The sequence below is a fragment of the Geodermatophilus sp. SYSU D00766 genome, assembly GCF_054049915.1.
On the sequence record NZ_JBJGYI010000005.1, the window covers coordinates 127,863 to 147,455 of the forward strand.

Below are 19,593 nucleotides of genomic sequence, written 5' to 3' on the forward strand. Positions count from 1 at the left end.
GCGACCCCGGCGGCCGTTACCAGTGGTACCGCGTGCGCCGCCGCCGCGGGATCCCCCCTGACTCTCCCCGAGGTGTCCTTCCGCATGCCCACCCGCGACGACCTGCGCAACGTGGCGATCATCGCCCACGTCGACCACGGCAAGACCACCCTGGTCGACGCCCTCCTCCGCCAGGCCGGTGCGCTCGGCCGCGCCAAGGGCGAGGGGACGGACAACGACTCCACGCAGGACCGCGTCATGGACTCGATGGACCTCGAGCGCGAGCGCGGCATCACCATCCTCGCCAAGAACACCGCCATCCGGCTGGCCGACGCCGAGGGCAACCCGGTCACGGTCAACATCGTCGACACCCCCGGCCACGCCGACTTCGGCGGTGAGGTCGAGCGCGGCCTGTCCATGGTCGACGGCGTCGTCCTGCTCGTCGACGCCTCCGAGGGCCCGCTGCCGCAGACCCGCTTCGTGCTGCGCAAGGCGCTGGGCAAGGGGATGCCGGTCATCCTCGTGGTCAACAAGACCGACCGCTCCGACGCGCGCATCGCCGAGGTCGTCGACGAGACCTACGAGCTGTTCATGGAGCTGCTCGAGGACAACGGCCTGGACACCGACGCCCTCGAGTTCCCGATCGTCTACTCCAACGGCAAGACCGGGCAGGCCTCGCTCACCCGGCCCGCCGACGGCGAGAGCCCGGACAGCCCCGACCTCGCCCCGCTGGTGGAGACGCTGCTGGAGACCATCCCGGCGCCGACCTACGACGCCGAGGAGCCGCTGCGCGCGCAGGTCACCAACCTCGACGCCTCGCCCTACCTCGGCCGGCTGGCGCTGCTGCGCATCCACTCCGGCACGATGAAGAACGGCCAGACCGTCGCCTGGTGCCGCACCGACGGCACGGTGAAGAACGTCAAGATCACCGAGCTGCTCATGACCGAGGGCCTCACCCGCACCCCGGCCGAGAGCGCCGGCCCCGGCGACCTCGTCGCCATCGCCGGCATCGAGGACGTCATGATCGGCGACACCCTCGCCGACCCCAACGACCCGCGCCCGCTGCCGCCGCTGACCGTCGACGAGCCGTCGATCTCGATCACCATCGGCATCAACACCTCGCCGATCTCCGGCCGCTCGGGCAAGAAGCTCACCGCCCGGCTCATCAAGAACCGTCTCGACCAGGAGCTGGTCGGCAACGTCTCGGTGCGCATGCTGCCCACCGAGCGCCCCGACACCTGGGAGATGCAGGGCCGCGGCGAGCTGGCGCTGGCCATCCTCGTCGAGCAGCTGCGCCGCGAGGAGTTCGAGCTGACCGTCGGCCGCCCGCAGGTGGTCACCAAGGTCATCGACGGCACGCTGCACGAGCCGGTCGAGCGGGTCACCATCGACACCCCCGGCGAGTACGTCGGCACGCTCACCCAGGCGCTGGCCGCCCGCCGCGGACGCATGGAGAACCTGGTGCACCACGACACCGGCTGGGCGCGGATGGAGTACGTCGTCCCGTCCCGCGGCCTCATCGGGTTCCGCACCGAGTTCCTCACCGAGACCCGCGGCACCGGCGTCCTCAACCACAACCTCGAGGGCTACGAGCCGTGGCTGGGCGACATGCGCGCCCGGCCCACCGGATCGCTGGTGGCCGACCGGCAGGGCGTGGCGACGTCGTACGCGATGTTCTCGCTGCAGGAGCGCGGCTCGATGATGGTCGCGCCCGGCACCGAGGTGTACGAGGGCATGATCGTCGGCGAGAACTCCCGCCCCGACGACATGGACGTCAACATCACCAAGGAGAAGAAGCTCACCAACATGCGGTCCTCGACCGCCGAGGAGCTCGAGCGGCTCATCCCGCCGCGGATCCTCAACCTCGAGCAGGCGCTGGAGTTCTGTGCCGAGGACGAGTGCGTCGAGGTGACGCCGGCCGCCGTCCGCGTGCGCAAGGTGATCCTCGACCAGAACGAGCGCGGCAAGGCGAAGAACCGCAAGCCCAAGCCGTGACCGGCTCCTGACCGAGTCCTGACGACGACGCCCCGGGTGCACCCGCGCCCGGGGCGTCGCGCCGCTTTGACACACCCGCGGGTCCTCCCTAGCGTCGGGCGGTGCCCGCCACCGTCGAGCCCTTCGGGACCACCCCTGACGGCACCCCTGTGGAGCGCTGGACGCTGACCTCCGGCGAGGCGACGCTGCGGGTGCTCGGCTACGGCGGCGTCGTCCAGAGCCTCGAGGTGCCCGACGCCGCCGGTGAGGTCGCGGACGTCGTCCTCGGCTTCCCCGACCTCGCGGGCTACCTCTCCGCCGACGACCCCTACTTCGGCGCGCTCGTCGGCCGCTTCGGCAACCGCATCGCGCAGGGGCGGTTCACCCTCGACGGCGAGACGTACCGGCTGCCGGTCAACCAGGGGTCCAACACGCTGCACGGCGGCCCCGTCGGCTTCTCCGACCGGGTCTGGACGGTCACCGACGTCAGCGACGACGCTGCCGCGGCGCTGCGGCTGGAGCTGGTCAGCGAGGCCGGCGACCAGGGCTTCCCCGGCACGCTGACCACCGCGGTCACCTACCGCCTCGACGGCGCGACGCGGCTGACCGTGCACTACCGCGCGACCACCGACGCCCCGACCGTGGTCAACCTGACGCAGCACACCTACTGGAACCTCGCCGGGGAGGGCTCCGGCGACGTCCACGGCCACGAGCTGCAGGTCGACGCGAGCGGCTACACGCCGGTCGACGCGGCGCTCGTCCCCACCGGCGCCATCGCTCCGGTGGCGGGCACGCCGTTCGACTTCCGCCGTCCCACCCCGATCGGCGCGCGCATCCGCGAGGCCGACGAGCAGCTGCTGCACGGGCACGGCTACGACCACAACTATGTGCTCGACCGCGGGGACGCCGACGGCGGGACGCTGCGGCAGGCGGCGCTGCTGCGCGACCCGGTCGGGGGCCGGACGCTGCGGGTCCTCACCACCGAGCCGGGCCTGCAGGTCTACTCGGGCAACGCCCTCGACGGCACGCTGGTGGGCACCGGCGGCCGCGTCTACCGGCAGGGCGACGGCGTCGCGCTGGAGACCCAGCACTTCCCCGACTCGCCCAACCGGCCGGACTTCCCGTCCACGGTGCTGCGCCCGGGCGAGGTGTACGAGAGCACCACGGTGTTCGAGCTGGGCCGCTGAGCCCGCCGGGTCGTGACCGGGGCGTCGTGACCGGTGCGTGACCGGTCGTGACGACGGGCCGCGCGTGCTCGACAGGCCGGGTGCGGGCTCGCCGGGAGGCGCCGACCCGCCGACCTACGGTCGGTGCTCCGGGTCCGGACGCGGGCCCGGGGCACGCTGAGCGGGAGGCGGGACGGCACATGACCCAGGGGGTGTGGGGACCGGAGGGGTTCCGCGGCGGGATCGACGTCCGCGTGAGCCTGCGGGCGGACGCCGGGTCGGGGGAGAACGCCTTCGACGGCGCCTGGTTCCCGCGCAGCCGCGACCTCGCCGTCGAGGTGCCCGAGCTGGTGGCCGCCCTCGACCGGCGCGGGGTGCGGGTCGAGCGCTTCACCCACGCGCTCGAGCCGTGGCTGCCGGCGCCGCGCAAGATCGTCGTCGACGGCCGGGTCGTGCGCACCGGCGGCTTCCGGAGCATGGACCCGGGCGTGGTGTGCCTGAGCTGGGCCGGCGGGAACCAGGTCGCCGACCTGCTGGTCGTCCCGCCGGAGACCGACGTCATCACCGGCGTGCGGGCGCTGCGGCTGTGCACCCGCCGCGGGCTGCCGCGCTCCCCGCAGATGGTGCTCGCCGCCGCCCGGTCCCAGCCCCTGCCGCAGGTGCCCGGCCTGCCCGCCACCCGCGCGGTCTGAGCCCGCTTGCGCCGTCGGTGAACCGGCTGGACGGGGCGGCCGGCCTGCACTGAGCTGGGCCCGTGCGACTCCTGGTCCTCGGCGGCACAGCCTTCCTCGGCCGGCACGTGACGACGGCGGCGCTCGACCGCGGTCACGAGGTGGCCACCTTCACCCGCGGCGTCACCGGCCGGCCCCCGGACGGGGTGCGGGCTCTGCACGGCGACCGGGACGACCCCGGCGCCCTGCCCCTCGCCCTGGACGGCTGGGTCCCGGAGCTGGTGGTCGACACCTCCTGCCAGACCCGCGCCGCCGCCGCGAACGCCGCCGCGGCCCTGGGCGGCGCCGGCGTCCGCGGCTACGCCTCCGTCAGCAGCCTCAACGCCTACTCGACCTGGCCGCCGGGGCCGGTCCCCGACGAGCGGCAGCCGACCTGGGACACCGACGACGACGAGTACGGGCCGGTCAAGGCGCACGCCGAGCGGGTCCTGGCCGCCGCCGTCCCAGGCCGCTTCCTCACCGCGCGGGCGGGGTTGATCGTCGGCCCGCACGACAACGTGCGGCGGCTGCCGTGGTGGCTCGAGCGCATCGCCCGCGGCGGGCGGGTCGTCGTCCCGGACGCGCTCGACCAGCCGATCGCGCTGGTCGACGTCCGCGACCTCGCCGGCTGGCTGGTGGCGATGGCCGAGCAGGGGGTGGACGGCCCGGTCAACGCCACCGGCCCGGCCGGGATGACGACCCTGGGGGAGCTGTTGCGCACCTGCCGCGAGGTCACCGGCAGCGACGCCGACCTCGTGCCGGTGCCGGAGGAGGAGCTGCTGGCCGCCGGCGTCGAGCCGTGGTTGCACCTGCCGCTGTGGCTGCCGCGGGAGATGGCGGGCACGGCGTGGGACGTCGGCACCGCCCGCGCCCGCGAGCTCGGCCTGCCCAGCCGCCCGGTGCGCGAGACGGTCGCCGACACCTGGGCCTGGCTGCAGCGCGACCCGGTTCGGCTGCCCACCCCGCACGGCCTGCCCGAGCCCGGCCTCCCCGCGGACCTGGAGGCCGCCCTGCTGGCCCCGCGATGATCAGGGTCCCTGATCGTGCGGCGTCCTCCCTCACGGTGGGACGTGCGGGAGGACGCCCCACGATCAGGTCACCTGATCGTGGCGGACCGCCTCAGTCGCGGGGGTCGGCCGGGCGGCCGGCGCGCAGGCTGCGCTCCAGGTCGGCGACGTCGGCCGCGTCGGGGGCGTGCAGCCGGTGCCGCTCCTCCTCGGCCAGGCGCGCGGCCTCGGCGGCCAGGGCGTCGGCCGACTCCTGCACCCGGTCCTTGCGGTACTGGCGGTAGGAGTGCACGACCGCGGCGGCCCAGACCGCGTAGAGCAGCGCGTAGACCGCGTAGCGCACCGGGTCGGAGGCGTCGATCCAGTCGCTGCGCAGCAGCGTGCGGGTGTTGGTCAGCACGATGATCCCGCCGACCAGCGAGCCGAGCAGCCGCGGCGGCACGTGCCGCACCAGCCAGGCGGCGATCGGCGCGGCGACCAGGCCGCCGGCCAGCAGCCCCAGCGCCCAGGTCCAGTTGACGCCCTGCGAGCCGAGGGCGAGCAGGAAGCCGAGGCTGGCCGCCAGCGCGACGAGGAACTCCGAGGTGTCGATCGAGCCGATGACCTTGCGCGGCTCCAGCCGGCCGCTGGCCAGCAGCGCCGGCGTGCCGACCGGGCCCCAGCCGCCGCCGCCGGTGGCGTCGACGAAGCCGGCCACCAGGCCCAGCGGCCCGAGGAAGCGCTTGCGGACGGGCTTGCCGAGGTTGCGGCGGTCGATGCCGCGCAGGGTGAACCGGACGAGCAGGTAGACGCCGAGCGTCAGCAGGATCAGCGACATCACCGGGGCGGCGACCTCGGTGGAGAGGTTCGACAGCACGGTGGCGCCGGCGAAGGCGCCGACGGCGCCGGGGATGCCGACCTTCGCGACGACCTTCCAGTCGACGTTGCCGAACCGCCAGTGCGCGGCGCCGGACATGAGGGTCGTGCCGATCTCGGCGAAGTGGACGGTCGCCGAGGCGGCGGCTGGGTTGGTGCCGAAGGCCAGCAGCAGCGTCGTCGAGGTGACGCCGTAGGCCATGCCGAGGCTGCCGTCGACGAGTTGGGCGCCGAGGCCGGCGAGGGCGAGCAGGATCAACGTCTTCACGGGGGCTGACTCCAGGAGGGGACGCCGGGGCGCGCGGCAGCGCGCCCTCGCGGCGGGAGGGGCGGAGGAGGCGCCGGGGGACGGCGCGGGAGGTCAGCGGCCCGGACAGGCGGCGGTGCAGATGCGCAGCAGGTCGACGTGGATGCGCCCCACGAGGAGCACCACGGTCGCCGCCATGGGCGGTATGTCTACCAGATCGGTGGAGATGGGACGAATGCGCCCCGGAGTGGCCTGGTCACGGGGTCGGAGCCCCCGCGTCAGCCCACGACGAGGTCGGTGATCAGGTAGGCCAGCGCCGCCACGGCGCCCGCGGCGGGCAGCGTGACGATCCACGCGACGACGATGTTGCCGGCCACCCCCCAGCGCACGGCCGACAGCCGGCGGGTGGCCCCCACGCCCATGATCGAGGTGGTCGTGATGTGCGTCGTCGACACCGGGACGGCGAAGACCGTGGCCGTGGTGACCATGACGCTGGAGGCCACCGTCTGGGCGGCGAAGCCGCCGGCCGGGGTGAGCTGGATGATCCGCCGGCCCAGCGTCCGCATGATGCGGAAGCCGCCGGCGTAGGTGCCGGCGCTGATCGCGGCGGCCGCGGCGAGCACGACCCACAGCGGCACGTCGAAGCTGTCGATCTCCCCGGCGGTGAACAGCGCCAGCGTGATGATGCCCATCGTCTTCTGCGCGTCCTGCAGGCCGTGGCCGAGCGCCATGGTGGCGGAGCTGGCGATCTGCGCGTAGCGGAACCCGCGGTTGGCGCGGGTGACGTTGGCCCGCCGGAAGGTCCACAGGATGGCGAGCATGAACAGGTAGCCGAGAGCGAAGCCGACCAGCGGCGAGACCACCATCGGGATGACGACCTTGTCGACGACGCCCAGCCACTGGACGTCGTGGGCCGCGGCCAGCGCGGCGCCCACCAGGCCGCCGATGAGGGCGTGCGAGGACGACGAGGGCAGCCCGAAGTACCAGGTGATCAGGTTCCACGCGATCGCCCCGACCAGCGCGGCGAAGACGATCTCCAGCCCACCGGTCCCGCTCGGCGCCTCGATGATGCCCTCGCCGACGGTCTTGGCGACCTCGGTGGACAGCAGCGCCCCGACCAGGTTCATCACCGCCGCCAGCGCCAGCGCCACCCGGGGCGTGAGGGCCTTGGTGGAGACGGCGACGGCGATGGCGTTGGCCGCGTCGTGGAACCCGTTGGTGTAGTCGAAGGCCAGGGCGACGACGACGATGACGACCAGCGCGACGAAGGCCGCGTCCATCAGCGGAGGTCCACGGAGCTCAGGACTCCTTGACCGAGATGGACTCGACGACGTTGGCCACCTTCTCGAACGCGTCGGCGGCCTCCTCGAGCTGGTCGGCCACCTCCTTGAGGCGCAGCACCTCCAGGGCCTCGAACTCCCCGCTGTAGAGCCGCGAGAGCAGCCGCCGGTAGAGCTTGTCGGCCTCGTTCTCGATGCGGTTGACCTCGATCCAGTAGTCGGGGAGGTCCTTGAGCGTCTGCAGCCGCGGCATGGCCTCGGCGGTGATGTGCGCCGCCCGCTGCAGCAGCGCCGTCTGCTGGTTCATCTCGGCCGGGAGGGTGCCCAGCCCGGTGAGGACGACGAGGTCGGCGGCGGCCTCGACGAAGTCCATGACGTCGTCGAGGTGGCTGGCCAGGCTGTAGATGTCCTCGCGGTCGAACGGCGTCACGAAGCTGGAGTTCAGCTGCCGGAAGATCGCGTGGGTCGACTGGTCGCCGGCGTGCTCGAGGTCGCGCAGCCGGTCGGCGAGCTCGGTGCGGCGGGTGTGCTCGCGGAGGAACTCGTCGAGGACGTCGGTGGCCGTCACCAGGTTCTGCGCCGAGGCGCTGAAGAGCCGGTAGAAGCTCTGGTCCTTGGGGGTCAGGCTGAAGGGCACGGGGGACTCCCGGATCGGCGGGGATGGGCTCGCCCGCCTCGGGATCAGCGGTCGTACGGCCGTCGGGCAGCATAGGTACCCGCTCACCTGTGGTTCAGCGCACGGTCACCCGCGGGCCGCGCCGGGCTCCTCCAGGACCGACCCGCCGAGCGCCCCGACGAGGTCGGCCCGCGCCCGCGCGACGCGGGAGCGGATGGTCCCGACCGGGCAGCCGGCCACCTCGGCGGCCTCGGCGTAGGAGAGCCCGAGCAGCTGGGTGAGCGCGAACGCCTCGCGGCGGTCGGGGTCGAGCCGGCCGAGCAGGTCGGTGACCGCCGCGCCCTCGCCCACCCGGTCGGCGGCGTCGGCGGGGGAGAGGGCCTCGAGGTCGGCGTCGTCGCCCACCAGGGTCAGCCGCCGCCGGCGGCGCGAGCGGACGGCGTCGGCGCAGACCCGCCGGGCGATGGCCAGCAGCCAGGTGCGCAGCGAGGACCGGCCCGCGAAGCGGTGCAGCGCGGCGAAGGCCCGGGCGTAGGTCTCCTGCGTGAGGTCGTCGGCGGTGTCGCGGTCGCCGAGGGCCGCGCACAGCCGCCACACGTCGGACTGGGTGGCCCGGACCAGGGTCGCGGCGGCGAGGGGGTCGCCGTCGACGGCGGCCGCGGCGACCCGCTCCAGCTCGTCCACGTGACTCCTCCGCTGTGATCCCCGTCGTACCGGGAACCGGACGGGCCCTGCGCGACGACTACCTCTCCATGCAGTGTGCACCGTTCCGCGAGGCGGTCTCGGCGCGACTCGACGGCGAACCGCTCGGGATGCCCGCCGCCGACCTCGACCGTCACCTGGCCGGCTGCCCCGACTGCGCCGGCTGGGCCGACGCCGCGGGCGCGGTGACCCGCCGCGCCCGGCTGGTCGCGGCCCCCGACGTGCCCGATCTCACGGCGGCGGTGCTCTCCGCGCTGCCGCGGCAGCTGCCCGGGGCCGCGGCCGCGGCGCGCTCCCGGCTGGTGCAGTCGGCGCTGCGGCTGGCGCTGCTGGCGGTGGCCGTGGCGCAGGCGGGCGTGGCCTGGCCGGCGCTGACCGGCGGCACCGCCGCGATGAGCGCCCCGGTGCACGTGGCGCACGAGACCGGCGCGTGGAACCTCGCCGTCGCCGCGGCCTTCCTCGCCGTCGCCGCCGCGCCGCGGCTGGCCGCCGGGGCGCTGCCGTTCCTGCTCACCTTCGGCGTGCTGCTGACCGTGGTCACCGTCCGCGACCTGCGGGCCGGGCACGTGCACGCCGACCGCGCCGGCGCCCACCTGCTGCTGCTGGCCGGCGTGGTGCTCGTCGCCGTGCTCGCCTGGCGACGGCGCAGCCGGCGGGCGGCCGCGGTCGTCGCCCGGGGGCGGGTGACCGCGTGACCGGCCACACCGCGCGCCCGGTGCGCCCGGTCCTGCTGCTGCTCGTCCTGCTGGCCGGCTGGCTGGGGCTGGGCGTGGCCACCGCCGGCCCCGCGGCCGCGCACGCCGAGCTGGTGTCGACCGACCCGGGGGAGGGCGCGCGCCTCGACGAGGTGCCCGCCGAGGTGACGCTGCGCTTCAGCGAGGGCGTGTCCCTCGGGGCCGGCTACACCCGCGTCATCGGCGAGGGCGGCGAGCGGGCCGACACCGGCGCGGCCACGGTCGACGGCGACACCGTGACCGTGCCGCTGCGCGCGGACCTGCCCGACGCCAGCTACGTCGTCACCTACCGGATCGTCTCGGCCGACTCCCACCCGATCAGCGGGGCCTACGCCTTCGTCGTCGGCGACGGCGAGCTCGCCGACGCCGGCACCGTGGCCGACGGCGCGGGTGTCGACCCGTTCGTGGCCGCCGCGCTGCCCGCCTCCCGGGCCCTGGGGTTCGCCGGCGTGGCCGCGGGCCTCGGCGTCCCCGCCTTCCTCGTGCTGTGCTGGCCCGGCGGCTGGGCGTCGCGGACGATGCGCCGGCTGACCACCGCCGGGCTGCTCACCGTGGCCGGGGCCGCGGTGCTCACCTTCCTGCTGCAGGGCCCCTACGCGGCCGGCGCCGGGCTCGGCTCGCTGCTCGACCCGTCGCTGCTGACCACCACGGGCAGCTCGTCGTTCGGGCTGACCACCCTGGGCCGCGGCGCCCTGGCCCTGCTGCTGGCCGCGCTGCTGGTGCCGCTGTGGCGCCGGGCGGGCGCCCCGACGGCGCAGGAGACGGCCGGGCTCGGCGCCGTCGCCGGCGGCGTCGTCCTGACCACCGCGGCGGTGGGGCACCCGGTCGCCGGGGCCCTGCCGGTGTTCGCCACCGCGGTCGCCGCCGTGCACGTCGCGGCGATGGCGCTGTGGCTGGGCGGGCTCACGGCGCTGCTCACCGGGCTGGTCCGCACCGGCACCGAGGCCGGTGACGTGGCCGCCGCCCTGCCGCGCTGGTCGCGCCTGGCGTCGGCCTCGGTGGCCGCGCTGGTGGTCACCGGCGTCGTCCAGTCGGTGCGGGAGGTCGGGTCGCCGGTCGCGCTGGTGTCCACGACGTACGGCTGGGTGCTGCTGGGCAAGCTCGCACTGGTGCTGCTGCTCCTCGCCGCCGCGGGGGTCTCCCGCGTGTGGGTGCAGCAGCAGCTGGGCCTGCCGCGGACCCGGCCGGGCCCGCGCCGCCGGGTCCCCGCGCCCGCCCTGGCGGGCGGGGCGGGGGAGGCCGTCGCCGAGGAGGCCGCGGTCGCCGAGGCGGCCCGCACCCGCGCGGCGGCGCAGGCCCGCGGGGCCATCGAGGACGTGGGCCCGCTGCGCCGCTCGGTGCTGGTCGAGGCCGCCGTCGCCGCGGCCGTGCTGGTGCTCTCGGCGGTGCTGGTGGGCATCCCGCCGGCTCGCGCCGCGGTGTCCCAGCCGGTCGACGTCACCTTGCCGCTGCAGGCGGCCGCGGGCGAGGTCGGCAGCGTCCAGCTCTCGGTCGACCCGGCCCGCCCGGGGCCCAACACCGTGCACGTCTACCTCTTCGACGAGGAGGGGCAGCTCACCCAGCCCGCCGACCTGCGGGTGACCCTCACCGAGCCCGCGCAGGAGATCGGCCCGCTCGACGTCGACCTGGAGCCGGCCGGCCCCGGCCACTGGGTGGCCGACGGGGCGAGCATCCCCGGCGCCGGCACCTGGACCCTCGCCGTCAGCGTCCGGCTCGACGAGTTCACCGCCGCCACCGCCAGCACCGACGTCCCGGTCCGCTGACCGCCACCCCGATCAGGCCCCACCCCGAACCCGAGGAGAACCGTGCGTCCCACCGTCCTGCGACCGCTGGCCCGTGCCGGCGTCGTCCTGACCGCCCTCGTCGCTGCCCTGGTCGCGTCCGTCGTGCTCGCCACCGGCGCCTCGGCGCACGTGACGGTCTCCTCCGACGACGCCACCGCCGGCGGCTACGGGAAGCTGACCTTCCGGGTGCCCAACGAGAGCGACACCGCCAGCACGGTGGCGCTGCGCGTGTCCATCCCGGAGGACGAGGCGCTGGCCTCGCTGCGCGTGCAGCCGGTGCCGGGCTGGACGGTCACGCTGACCTCGGCGCAGCTGACCGAACCGGTGGACGTCCACGGCCAGCAGATCAGCGACTACGTGTCGGTCGTGGAGTTCCGCGCCGACCCCGGCGGCGGGATCGCCCCCGGGGAGTTCCAGGAGTTCTCCCTCTCCGGCGGGCCGTTCCCCGACGCCGACACGCTGTCGTTCCCGACCGTGCAGACCTACAGCGACGGCACCGAGTCGGCCTGGATCGAGCCGACCGTCGACGGCCAGGAGCCGGAGTACCCGGCGCCGGTGCTCTCGCTGACGGGCGACACCGCCACCGCCACCGACACCGCGGCCGCCGCCGACGAGCACGCCCACGGCGGCGAGGTGAGCAACGCGCCGGCGGGGCTGGCGCTGTTCCTCGCCATCCTGGCGCTGGCCGTCGGCGTCGCGGGCGTCGTCCTCGGCTACCGCGCAGGTCGACGTACCGTGTCCTCGTGACCGCTCCCGTCCGCGGCCGGGTCGCCGCGCTGCTGCTCGCCGCTGCCCTGGGCCTGACCGCCTGCGGCTCCGACGACGGCGAGCAGGCGGCGGCCGCCGAGGGCCACGACCACGGCAGCGGCTCCTCCGACGGGCCGGCCGCCACGCTGGAGGGGCCCGGCGACGAGTACGCCGGCATCGACCTGCGCGATCCCTACCAACGGCCGTCGTTCACCCTCACCGACAGCACCGCCGCGGAGTACGACTTCGCGGCGGCGACGGCGGGGAAGCCGACGCTGCTGTTCTTCGGCTACACCAACTGCCCCGACGTCTGCCCGACGACGATGGCCGACGTCGCCCTGGCGCTGCGCGACGTCGACCCGGCGCTGGCCGAGCAGGTGCAGGTGGTCTTCGTCACCACCGACCCCGCCGCCGACACCCCGCAGGTGCTCGGCGAGTACCTCGACCGGTTCGACGCCGACCTGCCCACCCAGTTCGTCGGGCTGACCGGCGAGCAGGAGGTCATCGACCAGGCGCAGCTGTCGGCCGGGGTGCCGCTGGCCGAGGACCGGGGCCGGCTGCACAGCTCGCTGCTGCTGCTCTACGGCCCCGACGACGAGGCGCACGTGGCCTTCGACGCCGGCAACACCGCCCGCGACATCGCCGGCGACCTCGAAGCCGTCGCCGCGCGGTGACCGGCGCCCGTCCACGGCGGGCGGCCGGCCGGCTGCTCGTCGTCGTCCTCGGCGTGCTCGCCGCCCTCGCGCTCGCCGGCCCCGCCACCGCGCACGTCGGTGGGGACGCGGCCGGCAGCGACTTCGACGGCCGGGTGACGTCGGTGCGGCCGGGTGTGCCGGGGGTCTCGGTGCGGGTGCTGCAGTTCGGCGACGCCCTCGAGGTGGTCAACACCACCGGCGTCGAGGTGACCGTGCCTGGCTACTCCGACGAGCCCTACCTGCGGATCGGCCCCGACGGCGTCTGGCGCAACGCCGCCAGCCCGGCCACCTACATCAACCTCGACCGCTACGGCCGGGTGACGCTGCCCGCGGCCGCCGACCCGCAGGGCGACCCCGAGTGGGTGCAGGTGTCCACCGAGCCGCAGTACACCTGGCACGACCACCGCACGCACTGGATGAGCGAGGGGCAGCTGCCGCCGGCGGTCGCCGCCGACCCGTCGCACCCGCACACCGTCTTCGACTGGACGGTGCCGATGCGGCACGGGGACACCGCGGTGACCGTCCGCGGCGAGCTCACCTGGGAGCCACCGCCGTCGCCGCTGCTGGTCTGGACGCTGTACGCCGCGCTGCTCGCCGCCGTCGCCGCGGCCGGGCTGGCCGCCCGGACACCCGCGCCGCTGGCCTGGGCCCTGGGCGCCGGCGCCGCCGCGGCGCTGTGGCACGCCGCGGCCACGCCCGAGCCGCCCGTGACGGTGTCCTCGCACGCCGCGGCCGTCGTCTCGGCGCTGCTGCCTGCGGGAACCGCGGCGCTGGTCGCCGCGTTGGGTGCCGTCGCCGCCCGGCGCGGCCGGGGCGTGGTGACCGGCCTGTGCGCGCTGGTGCTCGGCTGGCTGCTGCTGGTGCAGGGCCTGCCCGACGTCGACGTGCTGTGGAGTGCCAACGTCGCCGGCGCCGGACCGGCCGTGCTCGCGCGGGTCGCCGTCGCCGTGCTGGTGGCCGGCGGCGCCGGGCTGGTCGTGGCGGGGCTGGGCGCGGTCCGCCGCTTCCGCGACCCCGCCCGCTCCCAGGCAGTGGAAGCTCTCCCCACGTCCTGACGCCCAGGACGTGGGGAGAGCTTCCACTGCCTCGAGGGGCCGTTACGCGGTGCCGTCGGGGACCGGGTGCAGGTGCGGCCGCGGGCCGGAGAACAGCGCGTTGGCGCGGTCCAGGTCGGCCTCGAAGTCGACCTCGACGGCGGCCCAGCGCGAGATGTCCAGCGGCCGGAACCGCAGGCCCGCCTCGGCGATCGCCGTCTCCATGCCGCGCTCGAAGTAGTCCTGGTCGCCGCAGGCCTCCAGGTGCTCGACCAGCAGGGCCTTGTCGGCCGAGGAGACGTGGTTGATGCCCACGGCCTCGCCGAGGCCGCCCTGCACCGTCTTCGACAGCCCGTCGATCCAGCCCTCGGCATCGAGGGTGTACTTGACCTCCTCGTCGCCGACCACCGAGGTGTCGACGCACACGAAGCTCTCGTCGGCCTGCAGCGCCGGCACGACCGCCTCGAGGACGGCGGCGTCGAACACGACGTCGCCGTTGAGCCACAGCACCCCGCCGGGGCCGGTGGCGCGCAGCCCGCGCAGCAGGCTCTTGCTGGTGTTGGTCCGCGCGTAGTGCGGGTTGTAGGCGAAGCGCAGGTCGGGGGCGGCCTGCATGACCAGCTCGCACTGGAAGCCGACGACGGCGGTCACGTCGACGGCCGGGCCGAGCACCTGCCCGACGGTGTCGAGCTGGCGCTGCAGGATGCTGCGGCCGTCGTGCAGCGGCGTCAGGGGCTTGGGCAGCGGGCGGCCCAGGCGGGTGCCCATGCCGGCGGCCAGGACGACGACCTGCACGGGGCGGGTCTGCGGCCGGGGAGCCGGGCGGTCGGCGCGCAGCCCGAAGCTGCGTGCCGGAGTGGTCTGCGTGAGGTCAGCGAAGCGCACTGTCGTCCCCTCCTCGGGTCGGAGCAGCCGCGCCGGCGGGACCGCCGGGCGGGAAGAACAGGTCGAGGACGCGCTCGGTGGCGTGCCCGTCCTCGAGGGCGGTGTAGGTCTCGCGGAACCGCCGGTAGCGGTCGGCGGAGGCGGCCGCGACGGCGTCGAGGTCGGCGATCGCGTCGACCAGCTCGCCGCTGGTGGTCACCAGCGGGCCGGGCGCGACCTCCTCGAGGTCGAGGTAGAAGCCGCGCAGCCGGTCGCGGTACTCCGCGAGGTCGTAGGGGAACAGCAGGATCGGCCGGCCGGTGATCGCGAAGTCGAACATCGTCGACGAGTAGTCGGTGACCAGCACGTCGGCGGCCAGGTACAGGTCGCGGATGTCGGGGTGGGACGAGACGTCGCGCACCGGCAGTCCCTCGATGGACTCCAGGCGGCTGGACACCATGTTGTGCAGCCGCAGCAGGAGCACGTGGTCGTCGCCCAGCCGCTTCGCGAAGTCCCCGAGGTCGACGGGGAAGTCGAAGTCGCGCTCGCCGCTGCCCTCGAAGACCAGGTCGTCGCGCCAGGTGGGCGTGTACAGGACGACGCGGGTGTCCTCACCGATGCCGAGGCCGGCCCGCACCGCCGCGCGCACCTCCTCGCGCCGGGGGCTGGAGAGCAGGTCGTTGCGGGGGTAGCCGGTCTCGTGCACCGGCCCGCGGAAGGCGAAGGCCTGCCGGAACCGGCCGGTGCTGTACGGGTTGGGCGAGAGCATCGCGTCCCACCGGGCGATGTCGTGCTCGAGGTAGGCCAGCCGGCCCTCCGGCGCCCAGAGGACGTCGTTGTGGATCCGCTTGAGCGGGGTGCCGTGCCACGTCTGCAGGTAGAACGCCCCGGGCCGCTTCTCCCAGTCCAGCGGCACGTGGTCGTTGGAGACGACGACGTCGGCGGACTCCAGGGCGGCGACGCTCTCCGGGCTGCCGAACGGGACGGTCTCGACGTCGGCCGGGAAGGCGTGCTCGGCGACCGGGGCGGTCAGCCACGTGTGCGTGACGTCGTCGCCGCGGGCGCGCAGCGCCTCGAAGACGGCGCGCGGGCTGTCGGAGAACAGGCCGCGGAAGCTGGTGTAGACGATCCTCATCGGCCACCTCCGGTCAGGACGGGCAGGAGCGTGTCGGCGAGCTCCTGCCAGGACGAGACGACGGCCAGCACCCCGGCCTGGCGGAGCGCGGCCTCGCGCTCGGCGCGCTCGGCGGGCTGGACGAAGAGCAGGTTGCCGACGGTCGGGCACCCGGCGCGGACCGCCGACAGGGCGCCGGGCACCGAGTCCTCGACCGCCAGACCCTGCGCCGGGGCGATGCCCAGCTGCGCGCAGGCGTGCAGGTAGACGGCCGGGTCGGGCTTGCTGGTCGGCGTCGGCAGGGAGTCCTCGGCGCTGAACCGGGCCGCCGGCGGGATGAGCTCGTCGAGGCCGGTGGCGGTGAAGCAGGCGGCGAGGCGGCCCAGGGCGCTGGAGCTGACCGCGGCCAGCCGCAGGTGCGGCGCGAGGGCGGTGAGCGCGGCCGTGGTGGGTCCGTGCGGGCGCAGGTGCTCACCGAGGTACGCGGTGACCGCGCGCTTCTCCTCGGCCACCCACGGCTCGACGTCGACCTCGGCCCGGCCCGCCTCGGCGGCCAGCCGCCGCGACGTGGTCCGGAAGTTCATGCCGGTGGTCGCCAGCCGCAGCTCGTCGGGGGTGAACCGGCGCGCGTCGCCGAGCTCGGCGAGGAAGCGGTTGGTGACCTCGGCGGAGGCGACGAAGGCCGGCTCCTCGGAGGGGAAGAGGTTGCCGTCGGCGTCGCAGAGGAGGGCGGTCAGGCCGGCCACGGCGTCCCGGGGGAGGACTGCTGCGGCCGCCCCGCCCACGCGGGGCGGGGTCACCGATCGCTCGCGGCGGTCGTGGCGGCGGATCCGGCGGTGGCGGCCGAGGCGGCCGTGGCGGCGGCGACGGTCTCGCGGACGCCGTCGTGTGCCAGCCGGTGCAGGGCCGCGGCGAGCTCCTCGGGGAAGCCGGGGACCGTCCCGAGGTCGCCGAACACCGACCGCTCGGCCAGCAGCGGGCGCGGGTCGGCGCCGGCGCGGGCCAGTGCCTGCAGGTGCTCCCCGCGGTCGTCCTCGACCGGCAGCGGCAGCCCGGCGCCGTCGGTGCGCTGCAGGTACCGCACCCAGCCGGCCAGCGCGAGGGTCAGCAGGCCGTGCGGGCGGCCCTCGGCCAGCGCCTGGCGCAGCGAGGGCAGCAGGTGCTGGGGCAGCTTGGTGGACCCGCGGCGGCACAGCCGCGACAGCCGGTCGGCGATGGCCGGGTTGGCGAAGCGCTGCCGGAGGGTGGCCTTGTACGCGTCGAGGTCGATGCCCTCGGGGCAGGGGATGAGCGGCGTGACCTCGTCGTCCATGAGGTGCCGGGCGTAGGCGTCGAACACCGGGTCGCCCATGAGGACGTCGATGCGCTCGTGCCCGGCGAGCGTGCCGAGGTAGCCCAGCGCCGAGTGGGTGGCGTTGAGCAGCCGGGTCTTCATCAGCTCGTGGTCGGTGACGTCGCGCACGAACCGCACGCCCACCCGGTCAAGCGGCGGACGGCCGTTGCAGAAGGTGTCCTCGACGACCCACTGCGAGAAGGGCTCGGTGACGACGGGCCAGCGGTCGTCGACGCCGTACCGGCGGGCCAGGGCCGCGCGCTCCTCGGGTGCGGTCTGCGGGGTGATGCGGTCGACCATGCTGCTGGGGAAGGCGACGCGGTCGGTGATCCAGCGCGCGAGCACCTCGTCGCGCCGCGCGGCGAAGCCGACCACCGCGGTGCGGGTGGCGTCGCCGTTGCGGTGCAGGTTGTCGCAGGACAGCACGGTGAACGGCGCGGTGCCGGCCCGGCGGCGGCGGTCGAGGGCCTCGACGAGGAAGCCGAAGACCGTCCGCGGGCGCGCCGGGTGGGCGAGGTCGTGCCGGACGTCGTCGTCGGGGGTGAAGGCGCCGGTGCAGGGGTCGAGCAGGTAGCCGGCGTCGGTGATGGTCATGGTGACCACCCGCGTCCGGGGGTCGGTGAGCCGGTCGAGCACGGCGGCGGGGGCGTCGGGGGCGAACAGGTAGTCGGTGAGGACGCCGACGACCCGGGCCCGCTCCCCGTCGGGGCTGCGCTCGACCACGGTGTAGAGGTTGTCCTGCGGCGCCAGGGCCTCGTGCATGGACCGGTGCCGCAGGCCCACGCCGACGACGCCCCAGCCGCCGGAGATGCGCTGCTCGGCGACCTCGTCGAAGTAGGTGAGCTGGTGGGCGCGCGAGAAGCCGCCGACGCTGAGGTGGACGACGGCGGGGACGAGCGCCGAGCGGTCGTAGGTGGGGACGGTGAGGCGGGCCCCGTGCTGCTCGAGCGTCGCGGCGGTCAGCGGCCGGATGCGGACGACGGGTGCCACCGCCGGCTCCGCGGGGGCCGTCCGGCTCCGCGGGTGCTCCCGCGGAGGACGCTCGGGCTGCGCCATCGAGGCATCGGTCCTTCCTGTCCAGGGTCGGTGCGGGCACGACCGGTCGCACCGCTGCCACGAGACGTCCGAGGACCACGCCGGGGAACGGTCATGGGATCACGCCGACCGGAGCGGCCACACCCCGGGGGGAGGTGGCGGCCGGCGGTGGCGGCGAGTCCTGCGGCGTGTCGCGTCGGGCGCCGGGCGCGGTGCGGTCCGCGGGCGTCGGCGGGGGTCGGCCCGGCGGGTGAGCGTCGGACCGGCGCGAGCTTCTCCACGCCGGAGGCAGGATCTGCCCCGGGGCGGGCGCGCCCAAACGCAGGTGCAGGACGTGACTCGGCACACACGGCGCGTCATCCGATGACACGCCGGGCGGAGGGTCACGAGACGGTCACGGTGTGTTTTGATCGCTGAGTCCTGATCGGGCCCACGGGGGCCGCTTCCCACGAGCGGGGTACGAGCGTTGGCCAGTCACCGGAGCGAGGCGGGTCTGCTGCCGCGACCCTCGAGCGACGCCTCCCGCGAGGTGCCCGGCCCCCGGACCGGCGCGCACCGGCGCGCCGCTGCCCGCCCGGTCTCGCCGCTGCGCGGCTTCCCGCCGGTCCGCCCCGCCGACCCGGCGCCCAGGGCCGCGGTCCTGCCCGCGCCGCGGGCGGCCGATCACGACGTCGTCGCCGGCCCGGACCCGGCCGTGCTGCCGACCGCGGTGCTGCCGGTGGAGGGCGCTGACGCCCCCGCGACCGCCGCCGTCCCGGCCCCCGTGGCAGCCGACCCCGTGCCGGTCCGCCGGCGTCGCGGCCTGCGCGACCGCCGTCCCTCCCTGCTCGTCGCCGCGCTGGTGGCCGGCGCCGTGGGCGCCGCGGTCGTCGGGGTCCCCGGCTCCCCGGAGGCGGCCGCCGAGCCGACTCCGGTGCTGGGCGCGATGGAGCTGGCCACCGGCGACGAAGCCGTCGAGGTCATGCCGATGGCCTCCATCACCGAGGCGGAGGCGCAGGCCCGGCTGGAGGAGGTGGCCGCCTCCCGCGCGGAGCGCGCCGCCGCCGAGGCCGCCGCCGCGGAGGCCGCCGCGGCCGCCGCCGAGGCGGCCCGGCCCAAGGCCGTGCTGCCGGTGGACGGCGCCCGCTTCACCAGCGGCTTCGGCTCGCGCTGGGGCACCTTCCACTACGGCATCGACCTCGCCGCCCCGATCGGCACGCCGGAGTACGCCGCGGCCGACGGCGTGGTCGTGCGCGCCGGTGCGGCCAGCGGCTTCGGCCTGGCCGTCTACGTCCTCCACGAGAACGGCGACGTCACCGTCTACGGCCACATGGAGGAGATCCTCGTCGAGCCGGGGCAGTACGTGGAGGCCGGCGAGACGATCGCGCTGCTGGGCAACCGCGGCCAGTCGACCGGGCCGCACCTGCACTTCGAGGTGCACGAGGGCGGCATGGACGGGAAGCGGATCGACCCCGTCGGGTGGCTGGCCGAGCGCGGCGTCGAGATCTGACGCGCCGCACCCCCCGCGCGGGCGGCCCGGGGCGGCGATGTACAGTTCTCCTCGGTCCGGACGAGACCGGCCGGGCCGGGAACGGGGCTGTGGCGCAGCTGGTAGCGCACCACACTGGCAGTGTGGGGGTCAGGGGTTCGAGTCCCCTCAGCTCCACCCCGACGACCAGGCCGTCCTCCCCCGGGAGGGCGGCCTGAGTCGTCTCTGGCTGCGGTCGACGCCGGCGTC

18 protein-coding genes and 1 tRNA gene are annotated in these 19,593 nt (G+C 75.5%); 11 read left to right on the forward strand and 8 right to left on the reverse strand.

Annotated elements, in window-relative coordinates; translation table 11 throughout:
• Window positions 1–72 precede the first annotated feature (72 nt).
• The 4 genes from typA to ACI8AD_RS06820 all read left to right on the forward strand — a co-directional run bounded on the left by typA (window position 73) and on the right by ACI8AD_RS06820 (window position 4,857).
• Window positions 73–1,974, forward strand: a complete 1,902-nt coding sequence (gene typA / locus ACI8AD_RS06805; RefSeq protein ID WP_456869766.1) for a translational GTPase TypA — start codon at window positions 73–75, stop codon at window positions 1,972–1,974.
• Window positions 1,975–2,075: 101 nt separating this feature from the next.
• Complete coding sequence (locus ACI8AD_RS06810; RefSeq protein WP_456869767.1) at window positions 2,076–3,140, forward strand: aldose epimerase family protein; 1,065 nt, start codon at window positions 2,076–2,078, stop codon at window positions 3,138–3,140.
• A gap of 179 nt (window positions 3,141–3,319) precedes the next feature.
• Window positions 3,320–3,811 (forward strand): DUF5994 family protein, encoded by a 492-nt coding sequence (locus ACI8AD_RS06815; RefSeq protein WP_456869768.1) that lies wholly within the window; start codon window positions 3,320–3,322, stop codon window positions 3,809–3,811.
• A 62-nt stretch (window positions 3,812–3,873) separates the two neighbouring features.
• Window positions 3,874–4,857, forward strand: a complete 984-nt coding sequence (locus ACI8AD_RS06820; protein ID WP_456869769.1) for an NAD-dependent epimerase/dehydratase family protein — start codon at window positions 3,874–3,876, stop codon at window positions 4,855–4,857.
• 91 nt (window positions 4,858–4,948) lie between these two features.
• Here ACI8AD_RS06820 and ACI8AD_RS06825 read toward each other — a convergent pair whose 3' ends face one another.
• The 4 genes from ACI8AD_RS06825 to ACI8AD_RS06840 form a co-directional block, all read right to left on the reverse strand.
• Window positions 4,949–5,959, reverse strand: a complete 1,011-nt coding sequence (locus tag ACI8AD_RS06825; protein ID WP_456869770.1) for a sulfite exporter TauE/SafE family protein — start codon at window positions 5,957–5,959, stop codon at window positions 4,949–4,951.
• A 257-nt stretch (window positions 5,960–6,216) separates the two neighbouring features.
• Window positions 6,217–7,218 carry an anion permease gene (locus ACI8AD_RS06830; RefSeq protein WP_456869771.1) on the reverse strand — a complete coding sequence of 334 codons (1,002 nt, stop codon included), beginning with the start codon at window positions 7,216–7,218 and terminating at the stop codon, window positions 6,217–6,219.
• A 19-nt stretch (window positions 7,219–7,237) separates the two neighbouring features.
• Entirely contained in the window at window positions 7,238–7,855 is a 618-nt protein-coding gene (locus tag ACI8AD_RS06835) for a DUF47 domain-containing protein (RefSeq protein ID WP_456869772.1), read from the reverse strand.
• 105 nt (window positions 7,856–7,960) lie between these two features.
• Window positions 7,961–8,518: a sigma-70 family RNA polymerase sigma factor gene (locus ACI8AD_RS06840; protein ID WP_456869773.1), complete on the reverse strand. Its 558-nt coding sequence runs from the start codon at window positions 8,516–8,518 to the stop codon at window positions 7,961–7,963.
• Between the two features lie 68 nt (window positions 8,519–8,586).
• On the opposite strand from ACI8AD_RS06840, the gene ACI8AD_RS06845 reads away from it, so the two are divergent.
• From ACI8AD_RS06845 to ACI8AD_RS06865, 5 genes are read left to right on the forward strand one after another with little or no spacing between them, the layout of a single operon-like run.
• A complete protein-coding gene (locus ACI8AD_RS06845; RefSeq protein WP_456869774.1) occupies window positions 8,587–9,231 on the forward strand; it encodes a zf-HC2 domain-containing protein in 645 nt (214 codons plus the stop codon).
• Window positions 9,228–11,033, forward strand: coding sequence for a copper resistance CopC/CopD family protein (locus tag ACI8AD_RS06850; protein WP_456869775.1), 1,806 nt, complete (start codon window positions 9,228–9,230; stop codon window positions 11,031–11,033). The genes ACI8AD_RS06845 and ACI8AD_RS06850 overlap by 4 nt, the downstream gene beginning before the upstream one ends.
• Before the next feature lie 42 nt (window positions 11,034–11,075).
• Complete coding sequence (locus tag ACI8AD_RS06855) at window positions 11,076–11,801, forward strand: YcnI family copper-binding membrane protein (protein WP_456869776.1); 726 nt, start codon at window positions 11,076–11,078, stop codon at window positions 11,799–11,801.
• The gene (locus ACI8AD_RS06860; RefSeq protein WP_456869777.1) at window positions 11,798–12,475 is read left to right on the forward strand and encodes an SCO family protein; all 678 of its coding nucleotides are present in this window, start codon (window positions 11,798–11,800) and stop codon (window positions 12,473–12,475) included. Before ACI8AD_RS06855 ends, ACI8AD_RS06860 begins: the two co-directional genes overlap by 4 nt.
• The gene (locus ACI8AD_RS06865) at window positions 12,472–13,551 is read left to right on the forward strand and encodes a hypothetical protein (protein ID WP_456869778.1); all 1,080 of its coding nucleotides are present in this window, start codon (window positions 12,472–12,474) and stop codon (window positions 13,549–13,551) included. The genes ACI8AD_RS06860 and ACI8AD_RS06865 overlap by 4 nt, the downstream gene beginning before the upstream one ends.
• A 42-nt stretch (window positions 13,552–13,593) precedes the next feature.
• Here the strand turns inward: ACI8AD_RS06865 and ACI8AD_RS06870 are convergent, their stop codons facing one another.
• Genes ACI8AD_RS06870 through ACI8AD_RS06885 form a run of 4 tightly spaced genes read right to left on the reverse strand, consistent with a single transcriptional unit; the run spans window position 13,594 to window position 17,831 of the window.
• Window positions 13,594–14,415: a phosphocholine cytidylyltransferase family protein gene (locus ACI8AD_RS06870; RefSeq protein WP_456869779.1), complete on the reverse strand. Its 822-nt coding sequence runs from the start codon at window positions 14,413–14,415 to the stop codon at window positions 13,594–13,596.
• Window positions 14,402–15,529 (reverse strand): CDP-glycerol glycerophosphotransferase family protein, encoded by a 1,128-nt coding sequence (locus ACI8AD_RS06875; protein WP_456869780.1) that lies wholly within the window; start codon window positions 15,527–15,529, stop codon window positions 14,402–14,404. The genes ACI8AD_RS06870 and ACI8AD_RS06875 overlap by 14 nt, the downstream gene beginning before the upstream one ends.
• A complete protein-coding gene (locus tag ACI8AD_RS06880) occupies window positions 15,526–16,308 on the reverse strand; it encodes an HAD family hydrolase (RefSeq protein ID WP_456869781.1) in 783 nt (260 codons plus the stop codon). Before ACI8AD_RS06880 ends, ACI8AD_RS06875 begins: the two co-directional genes overlap by 4 nt.
• Window positions 16,305–17,831, reverse strand: a complete 1,527-nt coding sequence (locus ACI8AD_RS06885) for a mannitol dehydrogenase family protein (protein ID WP_456869782.1) — start codon at window positions 17,829–17,831, stop codon at window positions 16,305–16,307. The genes ACI8AD_RS06880 and ACI8AD_RS06885 overlap by 4 nt, the downstream gene beginning before the upstream one ends.
• A gap of 574 nt (window positions 17,832–18,405) precedes the next feature.
• Between ACI8AD_RS06885 and ACI8AD_RS06890 the strand changes: the two genes are divergently transcribed.
• Complete coding sequence (locus ACI8AD_RS06890; protein WP_456869783.1) at window positions 18,406–19,365, forward strand: M23 family metallopeptidase; 960 nt, start codon at window positions 18,406–18,408, stop codon at window positions 19,363–19,365.
• A gap of 83 nt (window positions 19,366–19,448) precedes the next feature.
• Window positions 19,449–19,521 (forward strand) — tRNA-Ala (locus tag ACI8AD_RS06895).
• The last annotated feature ends 72 nt before the right edge of the window (window positions 19,522–19,593 follow it).

Coding starts and splice junctions, on each gene's coding strand:
- ACI8AD_RS06875 (WP_456869780.1), bottom strand. CDS start 15,529: ATGAGGATCGTCTACACCAGCTTCCGCGGCCTGTTCTCCGACAGCCCG.
- ACI8AD_RS06815 (WP_456869768.1), top strand. CDS start 3,320: ATGACCCAGGGGGTGTGGGGACCGGAGGGGTTCCGCGGCGGGATCGAC.
- ACI8AD_RS06830 (WP_456869771.1), bottom strand. CDS start 7,218: ATGGACGCGGCCTTCGTCGCGCTGGTCGTCATCGTCGTCGTCGCCCTG.
- ACI8AD_RS06845 (WP_456869774.1), top strand. CDS start 8,587: ATGCAGTGTGCACCGTTCCGCGAGGCGGTCTCGGCGCGACTCGACGGC.